This is a genomic window from Pseudomonas sp. Tn43 (genome assembly GCF_014192635.1).
Classification (GTDB): Bacteria; Pseudomonadota; Gammaproteobacteria; order Pseudomonadales; family Pseudomonadaceae; genus Aquipseudomonas.
Window position 1 is genome coordinate 784,920 of the sequence record NZ_JACHYG010000001.1, and the last position, 20,915, is coordinate 805,834.

Sequence of the window (20,915 nt, forward strand, 5' to 3'; positions counted from 1 at the left end):
GGGAAAGTCCCGGATGGTAACAAAAGCGTTCGAGGGCGTCAGCCGTCAAGTTCCGAGAAGCCGGTGAGGAAGTGTGGGCCGATGTAACGCTCGGGCAATTCGAACTCGTCGCGGTACTCGACTTGCACCAGGTACAGGCCGAACGGATGAGCCGTCACCCCGCCGGAACGACGGATACGACTTTCCAGCACTTCTTTCATCCACTCCACAGGACGCTCGCCGGCACCGATAGTCATCAGCACACCGGCGATGTTGCGCACCATGTGATGCAGGAACGCACTGGCGCGAATATCCAGCACGATCATTTTGCCGTGGCGCGTCACGCGCAAGTGATGCAGCTCCTTGATCGGCGACTTGGCTTGGCACTGGCCGGCGCGAAATGCGCTGAAATCGTGGGTGCCGACCAGATACCGAGCGGCCTCGGCCATGCGCTCGACGTCCAGCGGACGGTGATTCCAGGTAATTTCTTCATTCAGGTGCGCCGGGCGGATCTGATCGTTATAGATCACATAGCGATAGCGCCGGGCGATCGCCTTGAATCGCGCGTGGAAATGCGCCGGCATGACCTTTGCCCAACTGACGCTGACGTCGTGGGGCAAATTGATATTGGCGCCCATCACCCAGGCCTTCATTGAACGCTCGACCTGGGTATCGAAATGCACCACCTGACCGCAGGCATGCACCCCGGCATCCGTGCGCCCGGCACAGAGCAGCGACACGGGGGAGTCGGCGACTTTGGACAAGGCGTTTTCAAGGGTTTCCTGCACCGTGAGCACACCGGAGGCCTGGCGTTGCCAGCCGCGATAGCGTGAGCCTTTGTATTCAACGCCTAACGCGATCCGGAAAAAGCCGTCGGCCGCCATTTCGGCAGCCGGATTATCTATATTTGCCAAGGGGTGACAGCCTGCTGATCTGCGCAAAGGCAGGCATTATAAAGCGGTTGGGTGGGTACGCCAGAGGGATCTCCATTGACTGTTCCGACCTCATCGCAGGCAAGCCCGCTCCCACAAGGATCTTCGACACCCACAAAACCTGAACTGCCCCCCAAAAGTCAGGATCGGTGTCCAACTTTTGGGGGGCAGTTCAACCTGCGGGAGCGGGCTTGCCCGCGATAGCAATCTCGCAGACGCCATCGCATCCCCGCCCAAACAAAAACGGCAGCCTCACAGGGCTGCCGTTTTATTTACACCGTTGTCGATCACTTACGCCAGTCGCGAGAGCATTTCCTTGGCTTCGCTCTTTTGACCGGCATCGCCCTCGGTCACCACCTCATTGAGGATGTCCCGAGCGCCGTCGCTGTCGCCCATGTCGATGTAGGCCTGGGCCAGGTCGAGTTTGGTGGCGACTTCGTCGGTACCGGAGAGGAAGTCGAAGTCCGGCTCATCGGCCGCGGTAGCCAGCGCGTCGTCTGCGGTGAAGCTCGGCTCACCGAGGCTCTGGGACAGACGATCCAGCTCAGCATTGACGTCGTTGAGTTCATTTTCAAAGGCGTCAGGCTGATCTGGAGCCGCGTCCATTTCGTCGGCCAGCGACAGATCGAAGTCCGCCGGCAGCTCCAGGTCGTCAAGCGTCGGCTCGGTCACCGGCGCCGCTTCGGCGACAGGCAAATCCTTAAGCTCTTCATCCAGATTCAGCAGGAATTCATCTTCGGCCAAAGTTGCCGGGGAGGCATTACCCCCCAAGTCCATGTCCAGGTCAAAGACCGACAGATCGTCGAGGTCTTCCTTGATTTCAGTCTGCTGCTGCAACACCGACTCAAAGCTCAGATCGTCGTCCAGCGGGAATTCGTCCAATTCAGCCTGCTCTTCTGGTGCAGGTGCGGGCGTTGGTTCCGGCTCCAGCGCAGGTTCCGGCTGCGTAGCAACAACTGGCGCGATCGGCGTAGCCGCCTCCAGATCGTCCAGGCTCAGATCAAATGCGCTGTCGAAGTCGGACAATGACGGCTCCGGGGCTTGCGGCTCGTCCAGCAGCAGGTCCTTGACGTATTGTGCGTCCAGCTCGGCAGCGATGGCGGCGGCAGCCAGGCCGCTGGCCGCCACGACAGCCATGGCCGGGAAGCGGCTTTTCAACTTTTCAACCCGGGCGAAATTATCGCCGTTGGCCACCAGTTGACGCTCCTGAGCGACAAACGCGTCGCGGTCGCCCTGCTGACCGTAGACTTCCATCAGCTTCAAGCGCAGGTCACTGCGTTGCGGCTCTTGTTTGATCGCGTCTTCCAGCAATGCGACGGCCTGATTCAGACGACCGCCGGCAATGTGCGACTGTGCCTGAGCCAATACGTCGTCGGAACGATCGGAACGCTCGGCGGCAGGCGACACCAATGGCGCCGCGATCGGCGGCGTCACCACAACCGGCGCAATCACCGGGGCCGGTGCAGGTGCTGGCGTTGGCGTTGGCGTTGGCGTTGGCGCGGTCGCAAGTTTCACGCTCGGCGGCGGAACTTCCAGGCCTTCGAAGCTGCTTGGCGGCAGATCATGCTCGACAGAGAACTCTTGCTCCTCCTCCAAGGCACGGGCCATGCGCAGATGCTTCTCGGCTTCTTGCTGTGCCTTACGGCGACGGGCCAGCAACAATAGCAAGAGCAACAGCACCACTGCACCGCCACCCACCAGACCCAGCAGGATCGGATTGGTCAGCAGCTCGTTGAATTTCTGATCATCGGGTGTTGGCTCGACGACTGGCTCCGGAACGACTTCTGGTGCGCCAGTCTCTGGCGCAGGCACCGGAGCCGCGTCCGCTGGCGTTGCCGCAGGGTTGGCCGCCAGCTCAGCGGACATCGCCGCAGTGCTGGAAGCGGATGCATCCGCGCCGCTTTCGGCCTGCAACTTGGCCAATTGGTTATTCTTCAGTTCGATCAGTCGTTGCAGCTTGTCCAGCTGACTTTGCAGATCGCTCATGCGGCTTTTCAATTCGGCATTGTCGCGACGAGTCGCGTCGAGGCTTTCCTCGGCAACGGCCAGCTTATCGCTTAACGCTTTCGCATCACCGGCTGCGCCTTTGCCGCCCTTGCCGATGTCGGCAGAGACCAGGCTCAGTTTGTCGACGGCAGGTTGCGATGAAGCACCTTCACCGCGAGCGCGTTTGGTGGCGTCGAGTTGCTGCTGCCCGGTTCCCGGCTTCGCCACATAGCGACGCCCCTGACGCCACGCGGTGTTCTGCGCGGCGACCTCAGCGATGGCCTTGGGTTGCGGCAGATTGGTGCTCTGCAGCTGATCAGGCAGACGCAGCACCTGGCCGGTTTTCAGTCGATTGATGTTGCCGTCGATGAACGCATCCGGGTTCAGCGCCTGGATAGCCAGCATGGTCTGCTGGATCGAACCGCCGTTACGTGCTTTCGCGGCGATCTCCCACAGGGTATCGCGCGGCGTGGTGGTGTATTGCGACGACTTGGTCGCGCCAGTCACTGGCGCCGTCACCGTTTGGGCTGGCGCCGGTTGGGCAGCGGCATCGGCGGTCTGTGGCGAGAATTTGGACGGATCGAGCAGCACGCTGTAGTCGCGCAGCAGGCGACCGTTGGGCCACATCACCTGAACCAGGAATTTCACCATCGGTTCGGACAGCGGTTTGCTGGACGTCACGCGCAAGATGCTTTTGCCGCTGGCGTTAAGTACCGGGGTAAAGGTCAGGTCATTGAGAAACGCCTGACGATCGACACCGGCCTTGGCGAAATCTTCGGGCGAGGCCAGGTTCGGCACCACTTCGGCAGCCGTGAGATCCTTGACGTCGAGCAACTCGATTTCCGCGACCAGAGGCTGGTTCAGCGTCGATTTCAGGGTCAATTCCCCGAGCCCGAGGGCATGCGCCATACCGGAGGACAGCGCCGAGGCGGCCGCTATTGCTAACACCAGTTTGCGAACTTGAACCATAGCCTCTTCCTTTGTTTGAACATTCCTCGGCCAGCGAGAAGGTGTTGATTGCCGCTGCCGTAAGGCATTGCACGCGGCGGCGAAGGGTCGTCGCGCGCGATCATTTCATTCATGCAATGGGAAGCCCTGCGGAGTGGCCTACCTTGAGCATTCCCGCCAAGCATGATGTTCGACGGGAATCATTCGATAAAATTGTTGCCAAGTATCTTTTACAGCAGGTCTTTTATCAACAATTCAGCCACCTGCACAGCATTGAGCGCGGCGCCTTTGCGTACGTTATCTGACGTCAGCCATACATTAAGTTCCGCCGGATCGTCGATCCCGCTGCGAACCCGACCAACGTAAACCACGTCCTGCCCTACCGCATCGCCTACCGGGGTCGGGTAATCACCCGCTTCGACCAGTTCTATACCGGGCGCCGCTTCCAAAGCCGCGTTGATTTTTGTCAGATCGACAGCGCTCGAAGACTGCAAGGTCACGCTAAAGCTATCGCCGAAAAACACCGGAGCTTGAATGCAAGTGACGGAAATTTTTAATAACGGTAGCGCCATGACCTGACGCAGTTCGCGCACCAGGCGCTTTTCCAGCAACGTATGGCCCTGTTCATCAGGCTTACCCACTTGCGCCAGCAGGTTAAAAGCCATTTGCCGATCAAAGAACGCCGGCTCCAGCGGACGCACGTTAAGCAGCTCGGCGGTTTGCCGGGCCAGTTCAGTGACGGCTTCGCGGCCTTGGGCAGAAACCGCCAGGCATGCCGTCAGGCTGATGCGTTGCAGGTCGAGCAAACCGAGCAATGGCGCCAGCACCACGGCCAGCGTCGCGGCCGAAGGGCTCGGGCTGCTGACCTGGAAGGGCTTTTTCAGGCCGGCCAGGATTTCGGCGTTGGCCTCAGGCACGACCTGCGGCGCCTGATCCGCCGGCAAGGCGCCGGACAGGTCGATCAGCGAGCAACCGGCGGCGGTGGCACGGGGAGCGAAACTGAGGGTCACCGCCGGGCCGGCGGCAAAGAACACCAGCTGGACCTTGCTGAAATCGAATTCATCGACTTCCCGCACCCGCAGGTTCTTGCCGCGAAACGGCACCGAATGCCCCGCCGATTCACTGCTCGCCAGCAGGTGCAGGTTACCGACCGGAAAATCCCGCTCTTCGAGAATCTGGACGAGTGTTTCGCCGACAGTACCGGTGGCGCCGATCACGGCAATATCAAAGGACTGGCTCATGGTTCTACCTCTGGCAAAACGGGGGGAGCGGCACTTTACCGGGTGGTTGGCAGTGAGGCAATTCGACGGGGGATTTGATCGTTCCCACGCTCTGCGTGGGAATGCCGCCATGGACGCTCTGCGTCCGCCGTTGAGACAGTGACGCGGAGCGTCACGGGATGCATTCCCACGCAGAGCGTGTGAATGATCGGCGGGAACAAAAAACCCGCACCTCTTTCAAGGCGCGGGTTCTTTCATTACATCAATCGATCAACGCTCAAGCAGAATCCGCAGCATGCGACGCAGCGGTTCGGCCGCGCCCCACAGCAGTTGGTCGCCGACGGTGAAGGCACCGACGAACTGTGACCCCATGTTCAGCTTGCGCAAACGGCCAACCGGCACGTTCAGGGTACCGGTAACCTTTGTAGGGCTCAGTTCCTGCATGCTGATTTCGCGGTTGTTCGGCACCAGTTTGACCCAAGGGTTGTGCTGGCTGATCAGCCCTTCGATGTCCGCGATCGGCACGTCTTTGTTCAGCTTGATGGTCAGCGCCTGGCTGTGGCAACGCATGGCGCCGATGCGCACGCAGATGCCGTCGACCGGGATCGGGCTCTTGAAGCGACCGAGGATCTTGTTGGTCTCGGCCTGGGCCTTCCACTCTTCGCGGCTCTGGCCGTTCGGCAGTTCCTTGTCGATCCACGGGATCAGGCTGCCGGCCAGCGGCACGCCGAAGTTCTCGGTCGGGTAGGCGTCGCTACGCATGGCGTCGGCAACACGGCGATCGATGTCGAGGATGGCGCTGGCCGGGTCGGCCAGTTGATCGGCGACAGCGGCGTGGGTCACACCCATCTGCTTGATCAGTTCACGCATGTGCTGCGCGCCGCCACCGGAGGCCGCCTGATAAGTCATGGCGCTCATCCACTCGACCAGACCGGCTTCGAACAGGCCACCCAGGCCCATCAGCATCAGGCTGACGGTGCAGTTGCCGCCGATGTAGTTCTTGGTGCCCGCATCGAGCTGCTGGTCGATGACCTTGCGGTTCACCGGGTCCAGCACGATCACCGCGTCATCCTGCATGCGCAGGCTGGAAGCGGCATCGATCCAGTAACCCTGCCAGCCGGCTTCGCGCAGCTTGGGGAACACTTCGCTGGTGTAGTCGCCGCCCTGGCAGGTCAGAATCACGTCGAGGGTTTTCAGCTCTTCAATGCTGTAAGCGTCCTTGAGCGGAGCAATGTCCTTACCCACGGACGGGCCTTGGCCACCGACATTGGAAGTGGTGAAAAACACCGGCTCGATAAGATCGAAATCCTGCTCTTCCAGCATCCGCTGCATGAGCACGGAACCGACCATACCGCGCCAACCGATCAGACCTACACGTTTCATCGCAACTACACCTTCTTCAAAAGTGGGCCGCTGCTTTCATGGTTGAAAGTTGCAGCGGGCCAAAGAGATTACAGATTCCGCAGCGCGGCGACTACTGCATCGCCCATTTCCTGCGTCCCGACCTTGGTGCAACCAGCCGACCAGATGTCACCCGTGCGCAGGCCCTGATCCAATACCAGGCTCACGGCCTGTTCGATGGCATCGGCCGCTGCCTGCAGATTGAAGCTGTAACGCAGCATCATCGACACCGACAAAATGGTCGCCAACGGGTTGGCAATGCCCTTGCCAGCGATGTCCGGCGCCGAACCGTGGCACGGCTCGTACATGCCTTTGTTGTTGGCGTCCAGCGACGCCGAGGGCAACATGCCGATCGAACCGGTGAGCATCGACGCTTCGTCGGAAAGAATGTCGCCGAACAGGTTGTCGGTGACGATCACGTCGAATTGCTTCGGTGCACGCACCAGTTGCATGGCGGCGTTGTCGACGTACATGTGGCTCAGTTCGACGTCCGGATAATCCTTGGCCACTTGCTCGACGATTTCACGCCACAGCTGGCTGGACGCCAGCACGTTGGCCTTGTCCACCGAGCACAGCTTCTTGCCGCGCACGCGGGCCATGTCGAAACCGACACGGGCGATACGGCGGATTTCGGTCTCGCTGTACGGCAGGGTGTCGTAGGCCTGACGCTCGCCGTTTTCCAGTTCACGCACGCCACGTGGCGCGCCGAAGTAGATACCGCCGGTCAGTTCACGGACGATCAGGATGTCCAGACCCGCCACGATCTCTGCCTTCAGGCTGGAAGCCTCGGCCAGTTGCGGGTACAGGATTGCCGGACGCAGGTTACCGAACAGGCCCAGTTGGGCACGGATTTTCAGCAGACCGCGCTCAGGGCGGATGTCACGCTCGATGGTGTCCCATTTCGGACCGCCCACGGCGCCCAGCAATACCGCATCGGCGGCACGGGCACGGGCCAGGGTTTCATCAGCCAGCGGCACGCCGTGCTGGTCGATGGCGGCGCCACCGATCACGTCATGACTCAGTTCGAAGCCCAGGCTGTACTTGTCGTTCGCCAGCTCCAGCACCTTGACCGCTTCGGCCATGATTTCCGGGCCAATACCGTCACCCGGAAGAATCAGAATCTGCTTGCTCATGCTTTCCTCATGTCATCAGTCGGCACGCCCGCAGGCGTACCCGAAAAAGTCTTGGCGCCTATCGTTCAGCCATCAGCACCAGCACATCGGTACTGAACGAACCATCGGCCTCAATCTCAAAATACTCGCGAACTTCATTGCCCATCGATTGCTGCAACGCGCGGATCGCCGCGCGCATCACCTGCGGCGTGCGCATGCGCTCGACCCAGGAGGTGTATTCCAGACGCAGCCGTTGGCGCGTGGTGCTGCGGGTATGCAACCCCGCTTCGCTGACCTGCCGCAACCACTCGCCAGCAGAATAATCGCGCACGTGGCTGGTGTCGCGCAGCACTTCGACGCTTTGCAGGTAAGTGTCGAATAACGGGCTGCCCGGCGACAACACATCGACGAACGCCGCTACCCCACCCGGCTTCAGCACCCGGCGAACTTCGCGCAGGGCCAGTCCGAGGTCGCTCCAATGGTGCGCCGAATAACGGCTGAACACGAAATCGAACTCGCCATCGGCAAATGGCAGACGCTCGGCAGCACCCAGCACCGTGGACACATTGCCCAAGCCGCGATCGACGGCAGCAGCGGCCACCACGTCGAGCATCTGCTGAGACAGGTCGTAAGCCACCACTTCCTTGACCAGCGAAGCCACATGAAAACTCACATGACCGGCACCGCAACCGAGGTCGAGCACGCGAGCATCGCCCTGCCCCGCCAATTCAGCCTGTAGCAGCGCGAATTCAGTGCCTTGAGCGTGTACGGCGCTGCTCAGATAGGCCGCAGCCTGTTCACCGAATTGCTTTTGTACGACTTGGCTGTGCTGGGCGGTGCTGGTCATGGGGACTTCCTTTTGGGGATGAGTCTTGTGGTGTCTGTGCGGGCTTCTTCGCGGGCAAGCCTCGCTCCTACAGGGGAATGCAGTTCAACCGTAGGAGCGAGGCTTGCCCGCGAAGGCGTCATCAAGCCTTACGCAAAATCACGCGTCACGAAACAACCACGGCTGGCTCGCGCGGTGTTTGGCTTCAAACGTGGCAATCGCCTCGTGGTCCTGCAAGGTCAGGCCGATATCGTCCAGGCCATTGAGCAGGCAGTGTTTGCGGAAGGCATCGATTTCAAAATTCAATACCTTGCCATCCGGACGGGTCACGGTCTGAGCTTGCAGATCGATCTGCAACTGGTAGCCCGGCGTCGCCTCAACCTGCAGGAACAACTCATCGACTTCAGCATCGCTCAGGATGATCGGCAGCAAGCCGTTCTTGAAGCTGTTGTTGAAGAAGATGTCGGCATAGCTCGGCGCGATGATGCTACGGAAACCGTACTCTTCCAGCGCCCACGGCGCGTGTTCGCGGCTGGAGCCGCAACCGAAGTTCTCGCGGGCCAGCAACACGCTGGCCCCCTGATAACGCTCGGCGTTGAGGACGAAATCCTTGTTCAGCGGGCGCTTGGAGTTGTCCTGATACGGCTGCCCGACATCCAGGTAACGCCACTCATCGAACAGGTTCGGGCCGAACCCGGTGCGCTTGATCGACTTCAAGAATTGCTTCGGGATGATCTGGTCCGTGTCGACGTTGGCACGATCCAGAGGCGCGACAAGACCAGTGTGCTGGGTAAAAGCTTTCATGCTGCGCTCCTCAGATCAATTCACGAACGTCGATGAAACGACCGTTCACCGCCGCGGCGGCGGCCATGGCCGGGCTGACGAGGTGCGTACGGCCACCGGCGCCCTGACGGCCTTCGAAGTTACGGTTGGAGGTCGACGCGCAATGCTCGCCGGATTCCAAACGGTCCGGGTTCATCGCCAGGCACATCGAGCAACCTGGCTCACGCCATTCGAAACCGGCCTCGACGAAAATCTTGTCCAGGCCTTCGGATTCGGCCTGAGCCTTCACCAGACCCGAACCCGGCACCACGATGGCCTGTTTGATGGTCGAAGCCACTTTGCGGCCCTTGGCGATCACCGCGGCGGCGCGCAGGTCTTCGATCCGCGAGTTGGTGCAGGAGCCAATGAATACGCGGTCCAGCTGAATGTCGGTGATCGCCTGATTGGCAGTCAAACCCATGTATTTCAAGGCGCGTTCGATGGAATCACGCTTGACCAGGTCCATTTCCTTCGCAGGGTCCGGCACATTCTGATCCACGGCCAAGACCATCTCGGGCGACGTGCCCCAGCTGACTTGCGGTTTGATCTGAGTGGCGTCGAGCTCGACGATGGTGTCGAACTTCGCATCCGCGTCGGAAACCAGGTCTTTCCAGGCCTCGACAGCCAAATCCCATTCCGCGCCCTTCGGAGCGAATGGACGGCCTTTGACGTAAGCCACGGTTTTTTCGTCGGCGGCTACCAAGCCTACGCGAGCACCGGCCTCGATCGCCATGTTGCAGATGGTCATGCGGCCTTCAATGGACAAATCGCGAATCGCGTTACCGGCGAACTCGATGGCGTGGCCATTACCGCCGGCGGTGCCGATTTTGCCGATCACGGCGAGGACGATGTCCTTGGCGGTCACGCCGAACGGCAATTGGCCTTCGACGGACACCCGCATGTTCTTCATCTTTTTCGCGACCAGGCACTGCGTGGCGAGCACGTGCTCGACCTCGGAAGTGCCGATCCCGTGGGCCAAGGCACCGAATGCGCCGTGGGTCGAGGTGTGGGAGTCGCCGCAAACCACGGTCATGCCCGGCAAGGTGGCGCCCTGCTCCGGGCCAATGACATGGACGATGCCTTGGCGGACATCATTCATCTTGAATTCGACGATGCCGTATTCGTCACAGTTATCGTCAAGGGTCTGAACCTGCAAACGCGAGACCTGGTCGACAATCGCTTCGATGCCGCCCTTGCGCTCCGCAGTAGTCGGAACGTTGTGGTCCGGGGTCGCGATATTGGCATCGATGCGCCAAGGCTTGCGCCCGGCCAGACGCAGGCCTTCGAAGGCTTGCGGCGAGGTCACTTCGTGGATGATGTGACGATCGATATAGATCAGCGCCGAGCCATCGTCGCGCTGCTTGACCAAATGCGAATCCCAGAGCTTGTCGTAGAGCGTTTTGCCGGCCATCAGACGGTTTCCTCATCAGCTTGTTTCTATGCCCTGGGTCCTTGAGGAATCTCAATAACCCTTTGGCTTGTGAGGTCGATCCTAGGGGGTTACATTAAATAACTCAAATTCATATTTTTTATGCTTTGCATAACCAACTGGAATGCCACTGAGACCTCATCATGGACCTCGCCAACCTCAATGCTTTTATCGCGATTGCCGAAACTGGAAGCTTCTCCGGCGCTGGCGAACGGCTGCACCTGACGCAACCCGCCGTCAGCAAGCGCATCGCCGGCCTGGAGCAGCAATTGAAGGTGCGGCTGTTCGATCGACTGGGCCGGGAAGTCAGCTTGACCGAAGCCGGTCGCGCCCTGCTGCCACGGGCCTATCAGATCCTCAATGTACTGGATGACACCCGCCGCGCCCTGACCAACCTGACTGGCGAGATCTCCGGTCGTCTGACATTGGCCACCAGTCATCACATCGGCCTGCACCGTTTGCCACCCTTACTAAGGGAGTTCACCCGACGTTATCCACAAGTGGCGCTGGATATTCAGTTCCTCGATTCGGAAGTGGCTTACGAAGAAATCCTCCATGGCCGCGCCGAACTGGCGGTAATCACCCTTGCACCGGAGCCTCACGCACTGGTCAAGGCCACGCCGGTATGGGACGACCCGCTGGATTTCGTGGTCGCCCCGGAACATTCGCTGATCGCTAACGGTCCGGTCAGCCTGGCGGATATTGCCCTGCACCCCGCGGTTTTCCCCGGCGGCAACACCTTTACCCACCACATCGTGCAGCGCCTGTTCGAGGCCCAGGGCCTGACGCCGAACATCGCCATGAGCACGAATTATCTGGAAACCATAAAAATGATGGTCTCGATCGGCCTCGCCTGGAGCGTTTTGCCGCGCACCATGCTGGACGATCAAGTGGCGCGCATACCTTTGCCGGGCATACAACTCACTCGCCAGCTAGGCTATATCCTGCACACCGAACGGACGCTGTCGAACGCGGCACGGGCCTTCATGGCCCTGTTGGATGCACAAATCGATCAGCCAGGGACTCGCGGCTAAGCTGTGCTTCTTCTTTTGTGCTACGCCTATAGAGCTCCAAAACCCTGTGCCTAACGCCCAATTCAGCCCAAGGCCTGTTATCCATGCCCAAATCTGTTGAACGTATGCCGCCGATGCCGCGAATTCAGGCACTTGACCCCAAGCGGTCCGAGCAGAGCTGGGAAAGTGCCCCGCAATTGCTGGCGGCCCTCAACGGCGCCCGGCTCGGCGCCTGGTATTGGGACATCGAGCGGGGGCAAATCAGTTGGTCTCGGGGAACTCAGGCGTTGTTCGGCTTCGATCCCCGGCAACCATTGCCCGAGGACCTGGAATACCTCGATCTGCTGCCCCAGGAGGATCGGGCCAAAGCCATCCGTGCCTTCCATGCAGTGATTGCCGGCGCCCCGCTGGAACAGGCGATGCACCATCGCATCCGCTGGCCCGACGGCAGCCTGCACTGGCTGGAAATCAATGGCAGTCTGCTGCCGGACAAAAACGGGCGGCCACGAATGATTGGAGTCATTCGTGAAATCACCCATCAGCGCCAACGCGAACAGGCCCTGAGCAGCTCGGAAAAACGCTTCGCCACGCTGTTTCACCTGTGCCCCAACATGGTCCTGCTGACCCGTCAGGAAGATGGCCTGATCAGCGAAGCCAATCAATATTTCGAAAGCCTGTTCGGCTGGCCGGTACAGGACGCCATTGGCCGAACCACGCTGGAACTGGGCTTATGGGTCAACCCGGAGCAACGGGTGCAACTGGTCAAGGCCACGAAAGCCAAAGGCGAGCTGATCAACATGGAGGTGCAATTTCGTGCCAGCAACGGGCAGGTTCATGACGGCATCCTCAGCGCGCAAAAGGTCGAACTCGAAGGCCAGCCGTATCTGCTGAGCACATTCCTCGACACCACCGAACGCAAAATCGCCGAGCACGCCCTTAAAGACAGCCAGGAACGCCTGGACCTGGCCCTGGATTCGGCGCAACTCGGCACTTGGGACTGGCACATTCCCAGCGGCATGCTTTACGGCTCGGCGCGGGCCGCCCAGCTGCATGGACTGGACCCCAAACCCTTCCATGAATCCTTCGATGCATTTTTCGAAGGCGTGCCCGGCGAAGAACGCGACAGCATGCGCGACGCCTACCGCAGTTTGCGTGAAGGCCCGGCCGGCAATTATCAACTGACGTACCGAGTGCAGTTGCAGGACGGCAGTTCGCGCTACCTGGAAAGCCGCGCCAGACTCTATCGCGACGACAATGGCAACCCGTTGCGCATGGCCGGCACGCTGCTGGACATCACCGATCAGGTGGAGCGCGAACAGCAATTGGTGGCCTCGGAAGAGAAATTCGCCACCTTGTTCCAGGTCAGCCCGGACCCGATTTGCGTCACGCGCCAGGACACCGGTCATTTCATCGAAATCAACTCCAGCTTTACTCAAACGTTCGGCTGGAACACCGACGACGTGATTGGCCGCAGCGCCGACGAAATCGGCCTGTGGGACGCTTCGGCGAAGAGCCTGCAAAGGATCGAGCGGGTCATCCGCGAACAGGGCCTGAATAATGTGGCGATCATCGTTCAGCACAAGAACGGGCAATCCCTGACGTGTGTGATATCGAGCCGACAAATCAGCGTCGGCGATCAGCCATGCATCGTCACCACTCTGCGCGACATCACCCAGCAGCAACGTTCGGAAGCGGCGCTCAAGGCCAGTGAGGAGAAGTTCGCCAAAGCTTTTCACTCAAGCCCCGACGCCATCACCATTACCGAGCGCGACACCGGACGTTACCTGGAAGTCAATGACGGCTTTTGTCGCCTGACGGGCTACCGCGCCGATGAAGTGATCGGCCGCACGGTGTATCAAGTCGGCATCTGGGCCGAAGAGAAACAGCGCTCGGAATTGCTGGCAGAGCTACAGATCAAAGGCCGGGTTCACCATCAGGAAATGCTCGGGCGCAACAAACGCGGGGAGTTGCTGACCGTCGAAGTCTCGGTGGAGCCGATCACCCTCAACGAAATCGCGTGCCTGCTGCTGACAGCCCGGGACGTCAGCCTGCTGAAAAATGCCGAAGCACAAATCCGTCACCTGGCCTACCACGACCCATTGACCAACCTGCCCAACCGCGCGCTGTTGATGGATCGTCTGAGCCAGCAGATCGCCCTGCTCAAGCGCCACAACCTGCGCGGCGCCCTGATGTTCCTGGATCTCGACCATTTCAAGCACATCAACGACTCCCTCGGCCACCCGGTGGGCGATACGGTGCTGAAGATCATCACCGCGCGCCTCGAAGCCAGCGTGCGCATGGAGGACACCGTCGCGCGCCTGGGCGGTGACGAATTCGTGGTGCTGCTCAGCGGGCTGGAGGGTTCGCGCAGCGCCGTCAGCGCTCAGGTCCGGGAATTGGCGGATACTTTGCGCGAACTGCTGTCCGAACCGATGTTCCTCGACGGACAGCGCCTGCAAGTCACACCGAGCATCGGCATCGCGCTCATTCCCGACCACGGCTCGACGCCCACCGACCTGCTCAAACGCGCCGACATTGCCCTCTACCGCGCCAAGGACTCGGGCCGCAACACCGCGCAGATGTACCACAACACCATGCAAAAGGCCGCCAGCGAACGCCTGCGCATGGAAACCGACCTGCGCCTGGCCCTTTCCCGGGGTGAATTCAGCGTGCAATACCAGCCGCAGGTGGACGCCCGCAACAACCGCATTACCGGCGCCGAAGCCTTGGTACGCTGGCACCATCCGCAACTGGGCGCGCAATCGCCCACCGAGTTCATCAAGGTGCTGGAAGACAGCGGGCTGATTCTGGAAGTCGGCACGTGGATCCTTGACGAAGCCTGCGCGGCCTTCAAACATCTGGTCGCCAAGGGGCTGATCAATCCGCTCGATTTCAGCCTGTGCGTGAACATCAGCCCCCGACAATTCCGCCAGAACGATTTCGTCGAACGCATCGAACACAGCCTCGGCAGCCACGGCCTGCCCTGCTCATTGCTGAAACTGGAAATCACCGAAGGCATCGTCATCCAGAACCTGGACGACACCATCAGCAAGATGCGGCGCCTGAAAAAACTCGGCGTGAGCTTCGCCATGGACGATTTCGGTACCGGTTATTCCTCATTGACCTACCTCAAGCGCCTGCCGGTAGACACCCTGAAAATCGACCAGTCGTTCATCCGCGACGCCACCACCGACCCCAACGACGCCGAAATCATTCGCGCCATCGTCGCCATGGCCCGTAGTCTGGAGCTGAAAGTCATCGCCGAAGGGGTGGAAAACCTGGAGCAACTGGCGTTTTTGCAGGGGCTGGGCTGCCATTTGTATCAAGGGTATTTGCACAGCCGGCCGTTGCCGGTGGAGGAGTTTCAGAAACTGCTCAAATAATCGGGGCCATTGATGCACCGCACGGGAGATGTTCCGTAACAGGCGCTCCAATTGCCAGGTTTTCTCCCAACCTGTAGGGTCGCGTTTTTTTGCACCGCCTCAAAGAGATCAACCATGCAGGATGCAACCCTCCCCCGCCCGGCCTTGCTGGGTATCGACCTTGGCACCACCAATAGCCTGATCGCCGTTTGGCAGGAAGGTCGGGCACAGTTGATTCCCAATGCCCTTGGCGATTTCCTCACCCCTTCAGTGGTCAGCCTCGATGAGGACGACAGCATTCTGGTTGGCAATGCGGCTCGCGCCCGCCTGACCACCCATCCGGAACGCACAGTGGCGGCGTTCAAGCGCTTTATGGGCAGCGACAAACAGTTCGAACTGGGCGGGCGGCAATTCAGCCCGGAAGAACTGTCAGCGCTGGTGATCAGCTCACTAAAACAGGATGCCGAAGCCTGGTTGGGCCATCCGGTACATGAGGCAGTGATTTCGGTGCCGGCCTACTTCAGTGACGAGCAACGCAAACGCACGCTGTTTGCCGCCGAGCTGGCAGGCTTGACGGTGTCGCGACTGATCAACGAGCCGACCGCTGCCGCCATGGCGTACGGGCTGCACGAGCAGAAGTTCGAGCGTACGTTGATTTTCGACCTTGGCGGCGGCACATTCGATGTCACGGTACTTGAATACGCACTGCCACTGATTGAAGTGCATGCTTCCACCGGTGACAACTTCCTCGGCGGCGAAGACTTCACTGCGGCGTTGCTACAGGCCTGCCTGAAAGACTGGCAACTCACCCCGCAGCTGATCGACGGCCAGGGGTTGGCCAGCCTGGGCGATGCTCTGGAGCAACTCAAATGCAAACTCAGTGAAGGCACCCAGCATTTGAACTGGAAATCCGCCGGCGTCTTGCGCGAGTGGTCGCTGGATGAGGCCGCCGCACTGAAAATCTGGGAGCCGCTGCTGGCCCGGTTGCGCGCGCCCATCGAACAAGCCCTGCGCGATGCACGGCTCAAGCCCCGGGACCTCGACAGCCTGGTGCTGGTCGGCGGCGCTACGCGGATGCCAGCCGTGCAGCAGATGGTCGCCACCCTGTTCGGGCGGTTGCCCTATCGCCATCTCGATCCGGACACGATTGTCGCACTGGGCGCCGCCACCCAGGCGGCGTGCAAGGCCCGCGATAGCGCAATCGAGGAGCTGATCCTGACCGACGTCTGCCCGTACACACTGGGTATCTCGACCAGTCGCGGTGAAGACGTCAGCGGTACCTTCTCGCCGATCATCGAACGCAACACCGTGATCCCGACGTCTCGGGTGCAACGCTTTTACACCACCCATCCGCAGCAAGACCAAATCCGTATCGCGGTTTATCAGGGTGAACGGCCGTGGGTGCGGGACAATATTTTCATTGATGCCTTCGACGTCCCAGTGACACCCGGCGACCAGACACAGGCCCTGGATGTGCGCTTCAGCTACGACATCAACGGTCTGCTTGAAGTTGACGTGACCCTGCTGGCGAGCGGCGAACGCCACAGCCACAGCATCGATCGCAGCCCCACCGGACTCGATCCGCAGTCACGGCAAAACAGCCATGAACGGCTCAGCACCCTGAAAATCCATCCACGGGACGCGCTGCCCAATCGCACGCTGCTGGCACGACTGGAGCGGGCGTGGACGCAGAGCCTGGGCGATGAGCGCGAACAAATTGCCGGTTGGCTGGATGCCTTTACCGCCGTGCTCGGTGGCCAGCAATCGGTGGAGATTGCCAGCCATCGATCACAACTCAATAAAGCGCTGGATCAACTGCGCCTTTAGCCGTTAAGCCGCCGCAGGGTCGCCTGCAAACCACCGGGCAGCGTGTCCTCACCGGCGCTGTCCGGCGGCACACCATAGCGGTTAGGCAGCCTGTCGCCGGGAAAGCCGAACAACACCAGAGGCAGGAACGGCACGACCGGCGTCAGGCAGGCAATAATCAGCAGGGTGGGAATCCCGCGGCCGATATCATGCAGCCGGCGCAGAATCGCACTGAGCAACAATGCGATACCCAGTAGCAGCATGACAATCCCCGAGATGGCGATGCCGCTGAGCAGCGTCACGATCGGGGTGATCACCACACACCCCAGCATCTGCCCGATAAACGCCTTGCGTCCCAATCGCGTGCCCAAGCGCCAGACCGCTGCAGACGGTACCGGGCGCGTGTCGCTTTTGGCCAGCAGCAAGCGTTCGCTCCAGGACAGCAAGGCAGTCAAAGCCAGACGCAGGCCGACACTGTTAGCGGTGTCATCCTTGCCGCGCTGCAACTGTTGCAGCACCTTGGTCCTCGGCACTCCTGCCGCGCCATAACGAATCAGGCTTCTCAGCGTATCGAGGACTTCATAGACCAGCAGCTTGTCGACATCGAAATCCGTCAGCACTTTGCGCGGCGGCCAAACAGGATCTCCTTTGATCAAACCATCACGAAACGCTTCGAACCAGTCATCTTCACAACTGATAGCGGCGATGGATTGCAACAGTGCGCGATGCTGCTCGGCATCAAGGCTCGGATCGTGATACAGCACACCCCAGAGCAGCATCAGCCCCAACAAATCCTCACCGCATGCGTCAGGATCACTTTCAATACAGGTGTAGAGTTGCGCATTACCGGGCAGCGCTGCGCTGTCGAGGGCCTGTTGCACATTGAACAGCTGCTGCACGAGCAAGCCATGGACCGGATCGGCACCTTGCAGCCACCCCAGCAAACCGGTGCAATTACCTTGCTCACGCTGCAAACGCCGCAATAACGGCTGGAGCCGACTCAGGGGATGAGCCGGATTGACCTCCAGTCGCTCTAGGCATTGCGTATCGATCAACGCCAGCCAACGCTCGGGCTGTTCGAGCAATGCCAGCAGGAATACCGTTTGAGCGTGCCATTGCCATGCGGCCTCGCCTTGCGCAATGTCCGGCAGGACCGCGCCTCGCTGCCCCAATTGGACCAGCAGGTTCAAGCTGCGCAAGTTCGCATCCGCTTCTGCGTCCAGCAAGTCAAAGGCCTGATCGATCCGCACCAGGGCAGACTGATCGTAAACCCGCAGCCTGCGCAGCCACAGGCGACAAATATTGTGCGGCTCGCCTTTTGCCAGTTCATCGGCCAGTTGCGGTTCAACTGAACGACTGTTGAGAAATGCCTTCATTGCCAATGGAATCGGCGCCTGATTCAACCAACGGAGCTGCTGCTCCGCCTGATACTTGAACCCGCTCAGCACCAGCCCCTCAAGAGCATCGAACGGATGCGGCTCGTCCAATATTTGTTGCAACAACCACACATCCCCACGATGCAAGGCCCATGCATGCCGGTACAAACGCTGTAACCGGGAATCCGCATGCTCTCCTAGTAGCAGTGCCAGCAGAGGCAGTTCATCCCCCGCCATTCGCCAATCGACAAAGGCGCCTGCCAAACCTGGCAGATTGAGTTGCCCGACCCCGAGCCAGCGAGCCAGCGTTTCGGGGCGCTGTGAAGGGCTACCATATTCTTGAGTGGCATCATCGAGGTCATGGGACCAGTCACGGAAATTTCCCAGACGGTCGAATGCCTGAATCAGCAGCGCGAGAAAGTCTGGCTGACGTTTGGCGCAAAGCTCCAGCAAGTAACTTTCAGCCTTCGGATGACGATACTCCAGCCAGAGCTGGATCCAGCAAGGCAGCGCCTGATCCTCAAGACCCAATAAACTGCTTTGACAAGCCAACAAATAAAGCCAATCGACATCGTCTGGCGTTTGGCTCTGTTGTTCGACACACAGCCGCTGCAGACCTGCACCACCAATACCCGCCTGAGTGAGCTGCACGAGCAAACGCTTGATGAATGCTTCGTCCGCCGGCAGCGGCAAACAGGTGTGATGGCTGGCAAAGTCTTCGAATTCACGGAGCGGACGATGCTCGAAGAGGTAGTCGAGACTGCGGGCATACCACAGGGTTTCCATCTGCGCAGGCTCGGACCAGCCGCTCATCAGTGTCGTGTCGAATGGATCTGGCGTCTTGATGCGTTGCAGGAACTGTTCAACTTTATTGGCCTGCTCGAACTCCAGATCCAGCAGCTGGTGCTCCCAACCCATCCGTTGCGCCAGCAGATTCGCACAGCAGTAAGACAGCGACCCGGCATTGGCTAATGCATGGAACAGCCCCCAACTGAGGTCATCAAGAGCATCCAGAGGCAACTGATCCAACGCTTTGACAAATGCTTGCCAGGCCTCCAGGTTAAAGCGCCGGGCCGGATCTTCGAGTAATGCGTAAAGATCCACCAAGGTCTGCGGAACCTCGAGGGCAGCAACGCCTTCATCCTCGATTTCGTCCTCTTCATGACGAGCGAAACGGTTGGCACTTTCATAGGCCTCACGCAGTGCCTGAAAGCCCTCGGGATCACTCTCCGGATGATGCTCCGGCAGACGCGCGCGGTAGGCATTTCGAATCAGTGTCTGGTCTTTGGTGGGCTCTATGCCCAGGCGTATCCAGCAACTCATGACCAGTCGAACTCCTCAAGGGACGCCGGGCGTGGCGGTAAGTTGAGGTCCAAATGCCAGGGCAAGTCGGCCAGGAAAGAAGGCACGTTTCGGTTCAGGCCGTGAGCGATGCGCTGACTGCTGGAACACTCCCCTTGTCGGTCCAGTTCGTAAGCGAGCGTTTGCTCACTGCTGCTCAGACACCCCCAGAATGCGCGGCCGGCCAGAAACCCATTGAAATAAGAAAACCAGCTGCCGTAGTGATATTGCGCCCTCACCGCGAGCCGACTATGCAGCCAGAGGCTCTCGCACAGATCGATCCACTCGTTGCGCACTCCACAACGCAAGAGAAACCCCATACGCCCCAAGTCCCACGCCTGAATACCACCCGCCCCGCAGCCGCTATACGTACGACTGGCAAACTCATGCAAGATGCGCTCGCGCGTATCCAGCGTCTCGAGCAACGCCTGCCACTCACTGGGCAAACAGCGCTGCCATGAGCGATACGCATTTGCGAGGTGGGTGGCGTGGCCGTTATCGGTCATTCTTTCGAGCATGCCCAACAACTGCGGCCGGTTGTTGATGCCCCAGCTGCATTGCAGGTCGATGAATTGCGGGGCGGAGTAGAAAGCAGGCTCGTTGTAATCGGCGCCTGGATTGAGGGCTACCATCGGCGCAGATAGACCGCACAGCCAACGCTGTTGTATCTCTTCCATGAAAAAAAGCTCCGGGCCGACCTGGCAGGATGGGGGGCGGCCAAACTGGCGCGGATTGTAGAGAAAGCGCCGCAAGGCAGCAAAGTTTGCGTGATGGTTTTTGGTGTATAAAAAAAGGCCCCGACAAGTCGGGGCCTACATTCCGCGGGTTACAGCCGGTTCAAACGAATGTATTTCTTCGAATGACTCAATGCTGCAGAGCCGGTTTTTCCGTCCCGTTGATCGGGATGCGTTTGGCTTTCGCTTCTTCCGGAATCACGCGCAGCAGGTCGATACTCAACAAACCGTTGCGCAGTTCGGCGGCCTTGATTTCAATGTGGTCCGCCAGACGGAACGACAGTTTGAAGGCGCGCTGAGCGATGCCTTGGTACAGATAGGTGACGTTTTCGTCCGTGTCACGTTTGCCACCACTGATGGTCAGCACACCTTTTTCCACTTGCAGGTCCAGGTCTTCTTCCTGGAAACCGGCGGCCGCTACAACAATGCGGTATTGATCATCACCGTATTTTTCAACGTTGTAGGGTGGATAGGTGCTGCCTGGCTCATTACGCAGGGCGGTTTCGAACAGGTCGTTGAAACGGTCGAAACCTACCGAGGAACGGAACAGTGGGGCCAGGGAAAATGCAGTACTCATGATTCAAATCTCCTGAACATAATCAGCAAGTTTTTTTGTCTCCGCGACCCG

The 20,915-nt window shown here is 59.9% G+C and carries 14 protein-coding genes; 3 read left to right on the plus strand and 11 right to left on the minus strand.

The window, feature by feature from the left end; translation table 11 throughout:
- Positions 1–38 precede the first annotated feature (38 nt).
- The 8 genes from truA to leuC all read right to left on the minus strand — a co-directional run bounded on the left by truA (position 39) and on the right by leuC (position 10,637).
- Positions 39–863, minus strand: a complete 825-nt coding sequence (gene truA, locus FHW68_RS03555) for a tRNA pseudouridine(38-40) synthase TruA (RefSeq protein ID WP_168185105.1) — start codon at positions 861–863, stop codon at positions 39–41.
- Between the two features lie 339 nt (positions 864–1,202).
- A complete protein-coding gene (locus tag FHW68_RS03560; RefSeq protein WP_183678816.1) occupies positions 1,203–3,866 on the minus strand; it encodes a FimV family protein in 2,664 nt (887 codons plus the stop codon).
- Between the two features lie 209 nt (positions 3,867–4,075).
- Positions 4,076–5,086, minus strand: a complete 1,011-nt coding sequence (locus FHW68_RS03565) for an aspartate-semialdehyde dehydrogenase (protein WP_095633291.1) — start codon at positions 5,084–5,086, stop codon at positions 4,076–4,078.
- A gap of 249 nt (positions 5,087–5,335) precedes the next feature.
- The gene (gene asd, locus FHW68_RS03570; RefSeq protein WP_095052129.1) at positions 5,336–6,448 is read right to left on the minus strand and encodes an aspartate-semialdehyde dehydrogenase; all 1,113 of its coding nucleotides are present in this window, start codon (positions 6,446–6,448) and stop codon (positions 5,336–5,338) included.
- A gap of 68 nt (positions 6,449–6,516) precedes the next feature.
- The gene (leuB, locus tag FHW68_RS03575) at positions 6,517–7,599 is read right to left on the minus strand and encodes a 3-isopropylmalate dehydrogenase (RefSeq protein ID WP_183678818.1); all 1,083 of its coding nucleotides are present in this window, start codon (positions 7,597–7,599) and stop codon (positions 6,517–6,519) included.
- A 58-nt stretch (positions 7,600–7,657) separates the two neighbouring features.
- Positions 7,658–8,425, minus strand: a complete 768-nt coding sequence (locus FHW68_RS03580) for a class I SAM-dependent methyltransferase (protein WP_095633293.1) — start codon at positions 8,423–8,425, stop codon at positions 7,658–7,660.
- Positions 8,426–8,563: 138 nt separating this feature from the next.
- A complete protein-coding gene (leuD, locus tag FHW68_RS03585) occupies positions 8,564–9,208 on the minus strand; it encodes a 3-isopropylmalate dehydratase small subunit (RefSeq protein ID WP_183678820.1) in 645 nt (214 codons plus the stop codon).
- A 10-nt stretch (positions 9,209–9,218) separates the two neighbouring features.
- A complete protein-coding gene (leuC, locus tag FHW68_RS03590; protein WP_183678822.1) occupies positions 9,219–10,637 on the minus strand; it encodes a 3-isopropylmalate dehydratase large subunit in 1,419 nt (472 codons plus the stop codon).
- A gap of 161 nt (positions 10,638–10,798) precedes the next feature.
- Here leuC and FHW68_RS03595 point away from each other — a divergent pair, with 161 nt between their 5' ends.
- The 3 genes from FHW68_RS03595 to FHW68_RS03605 all read left to right on the plus strand — a co-directional run bounded on the left by FHW68_RS03595 (position 10,799) and on the right by FHW68_RS03605 (position 16,857).
- Positions 10,799–11,689 (plus strand): LysR family transcriptional regulator, encoded by an 891-nt coding sequence (locus FHW68_RS03595; protein ID WP_095633296.1) that lies wholly within the window; start codon positions 10,799–10,801, stop codon positions 11,687–11,689.
- 83 nt (positions 11,690–11,772) lie between these two features.
- Positions 11,773–15,051, plus strand: a complete 3,279-nt coding sequence (locus FHW68_RS03600; RefSeq protein WP_183678824.1) for a bifunctional diguanylate cyclase/phosphodiesterase — start codon at positions 11,773–11,775, stop codon at positions 15,049–15,051.
- A gap of 114 nt (positions 15,052–15,165) precedes the next feature.
- Positions 15,166–16,857 (plus strand): molecular chaperone HscC, encoded by a 1,692-nt coding sequence (locus FHW68_RS03605; RefSeq protein WP_183678826.1) that lies wholly within the window; start codon positions 15,166–15,168, stop codon positions 16,855–16,857.
- Here FHW68_RS03605 and FHW68_RS03610 read toward each other — a convergent pair.
- The 3 genes from FHW68_RS03610 to FHW68_RS03620 all read right to left on the minus strand — a co-directional run bounded on the left by FHW68_RS03610 (position 16,854) and on the right by FHW68_RS03620 (position 20,864).
- Positions 16,854–19,535 carry a DUF805 domain-containing protein gene (locus FHW68_RS03610; protein ID WP_183678828.1) on the minus strand — a complete coding sequence of 894 codons (2,682 nt, stop codon included), beginning with the start codon at positions 19,533–19,535 and terminating at the stop codon, positions 16,854–16,856. The two genes, FHW68_RS03605 and FHW68_RS03610, sit on opposite strands and share 4 nt — an antisense overlap.
- A complete protein-coding gene (locus FHW68_RS03615) occupies positions 19,532–20,230 on the minus strand; it encodes a DUF1266 domain-containing protein (RefSeq protein WP_183678829.1) in 699 nt (232 codons plus the stop codon). The genes FHW68_RS03610 and FHW68_RS03615 overlap by 4 nt, the downstream gene beginning before the upstream one ends.
- 187 nt (positions 20,231–20,417) lie before the next feature.
- Positions 20,418–20,864, minus strand: coding sequence for an Hsp20 family protein (locus FHW68_RS03620; RefSeq protein WP_095633298.1), 447 nt, complete (start codon positions 20,862–20,864; stop codon positions 20,418–20,420).
- Between the last annotated feature and the right edge of the window lie 51 nt (positions 20,865–20,915).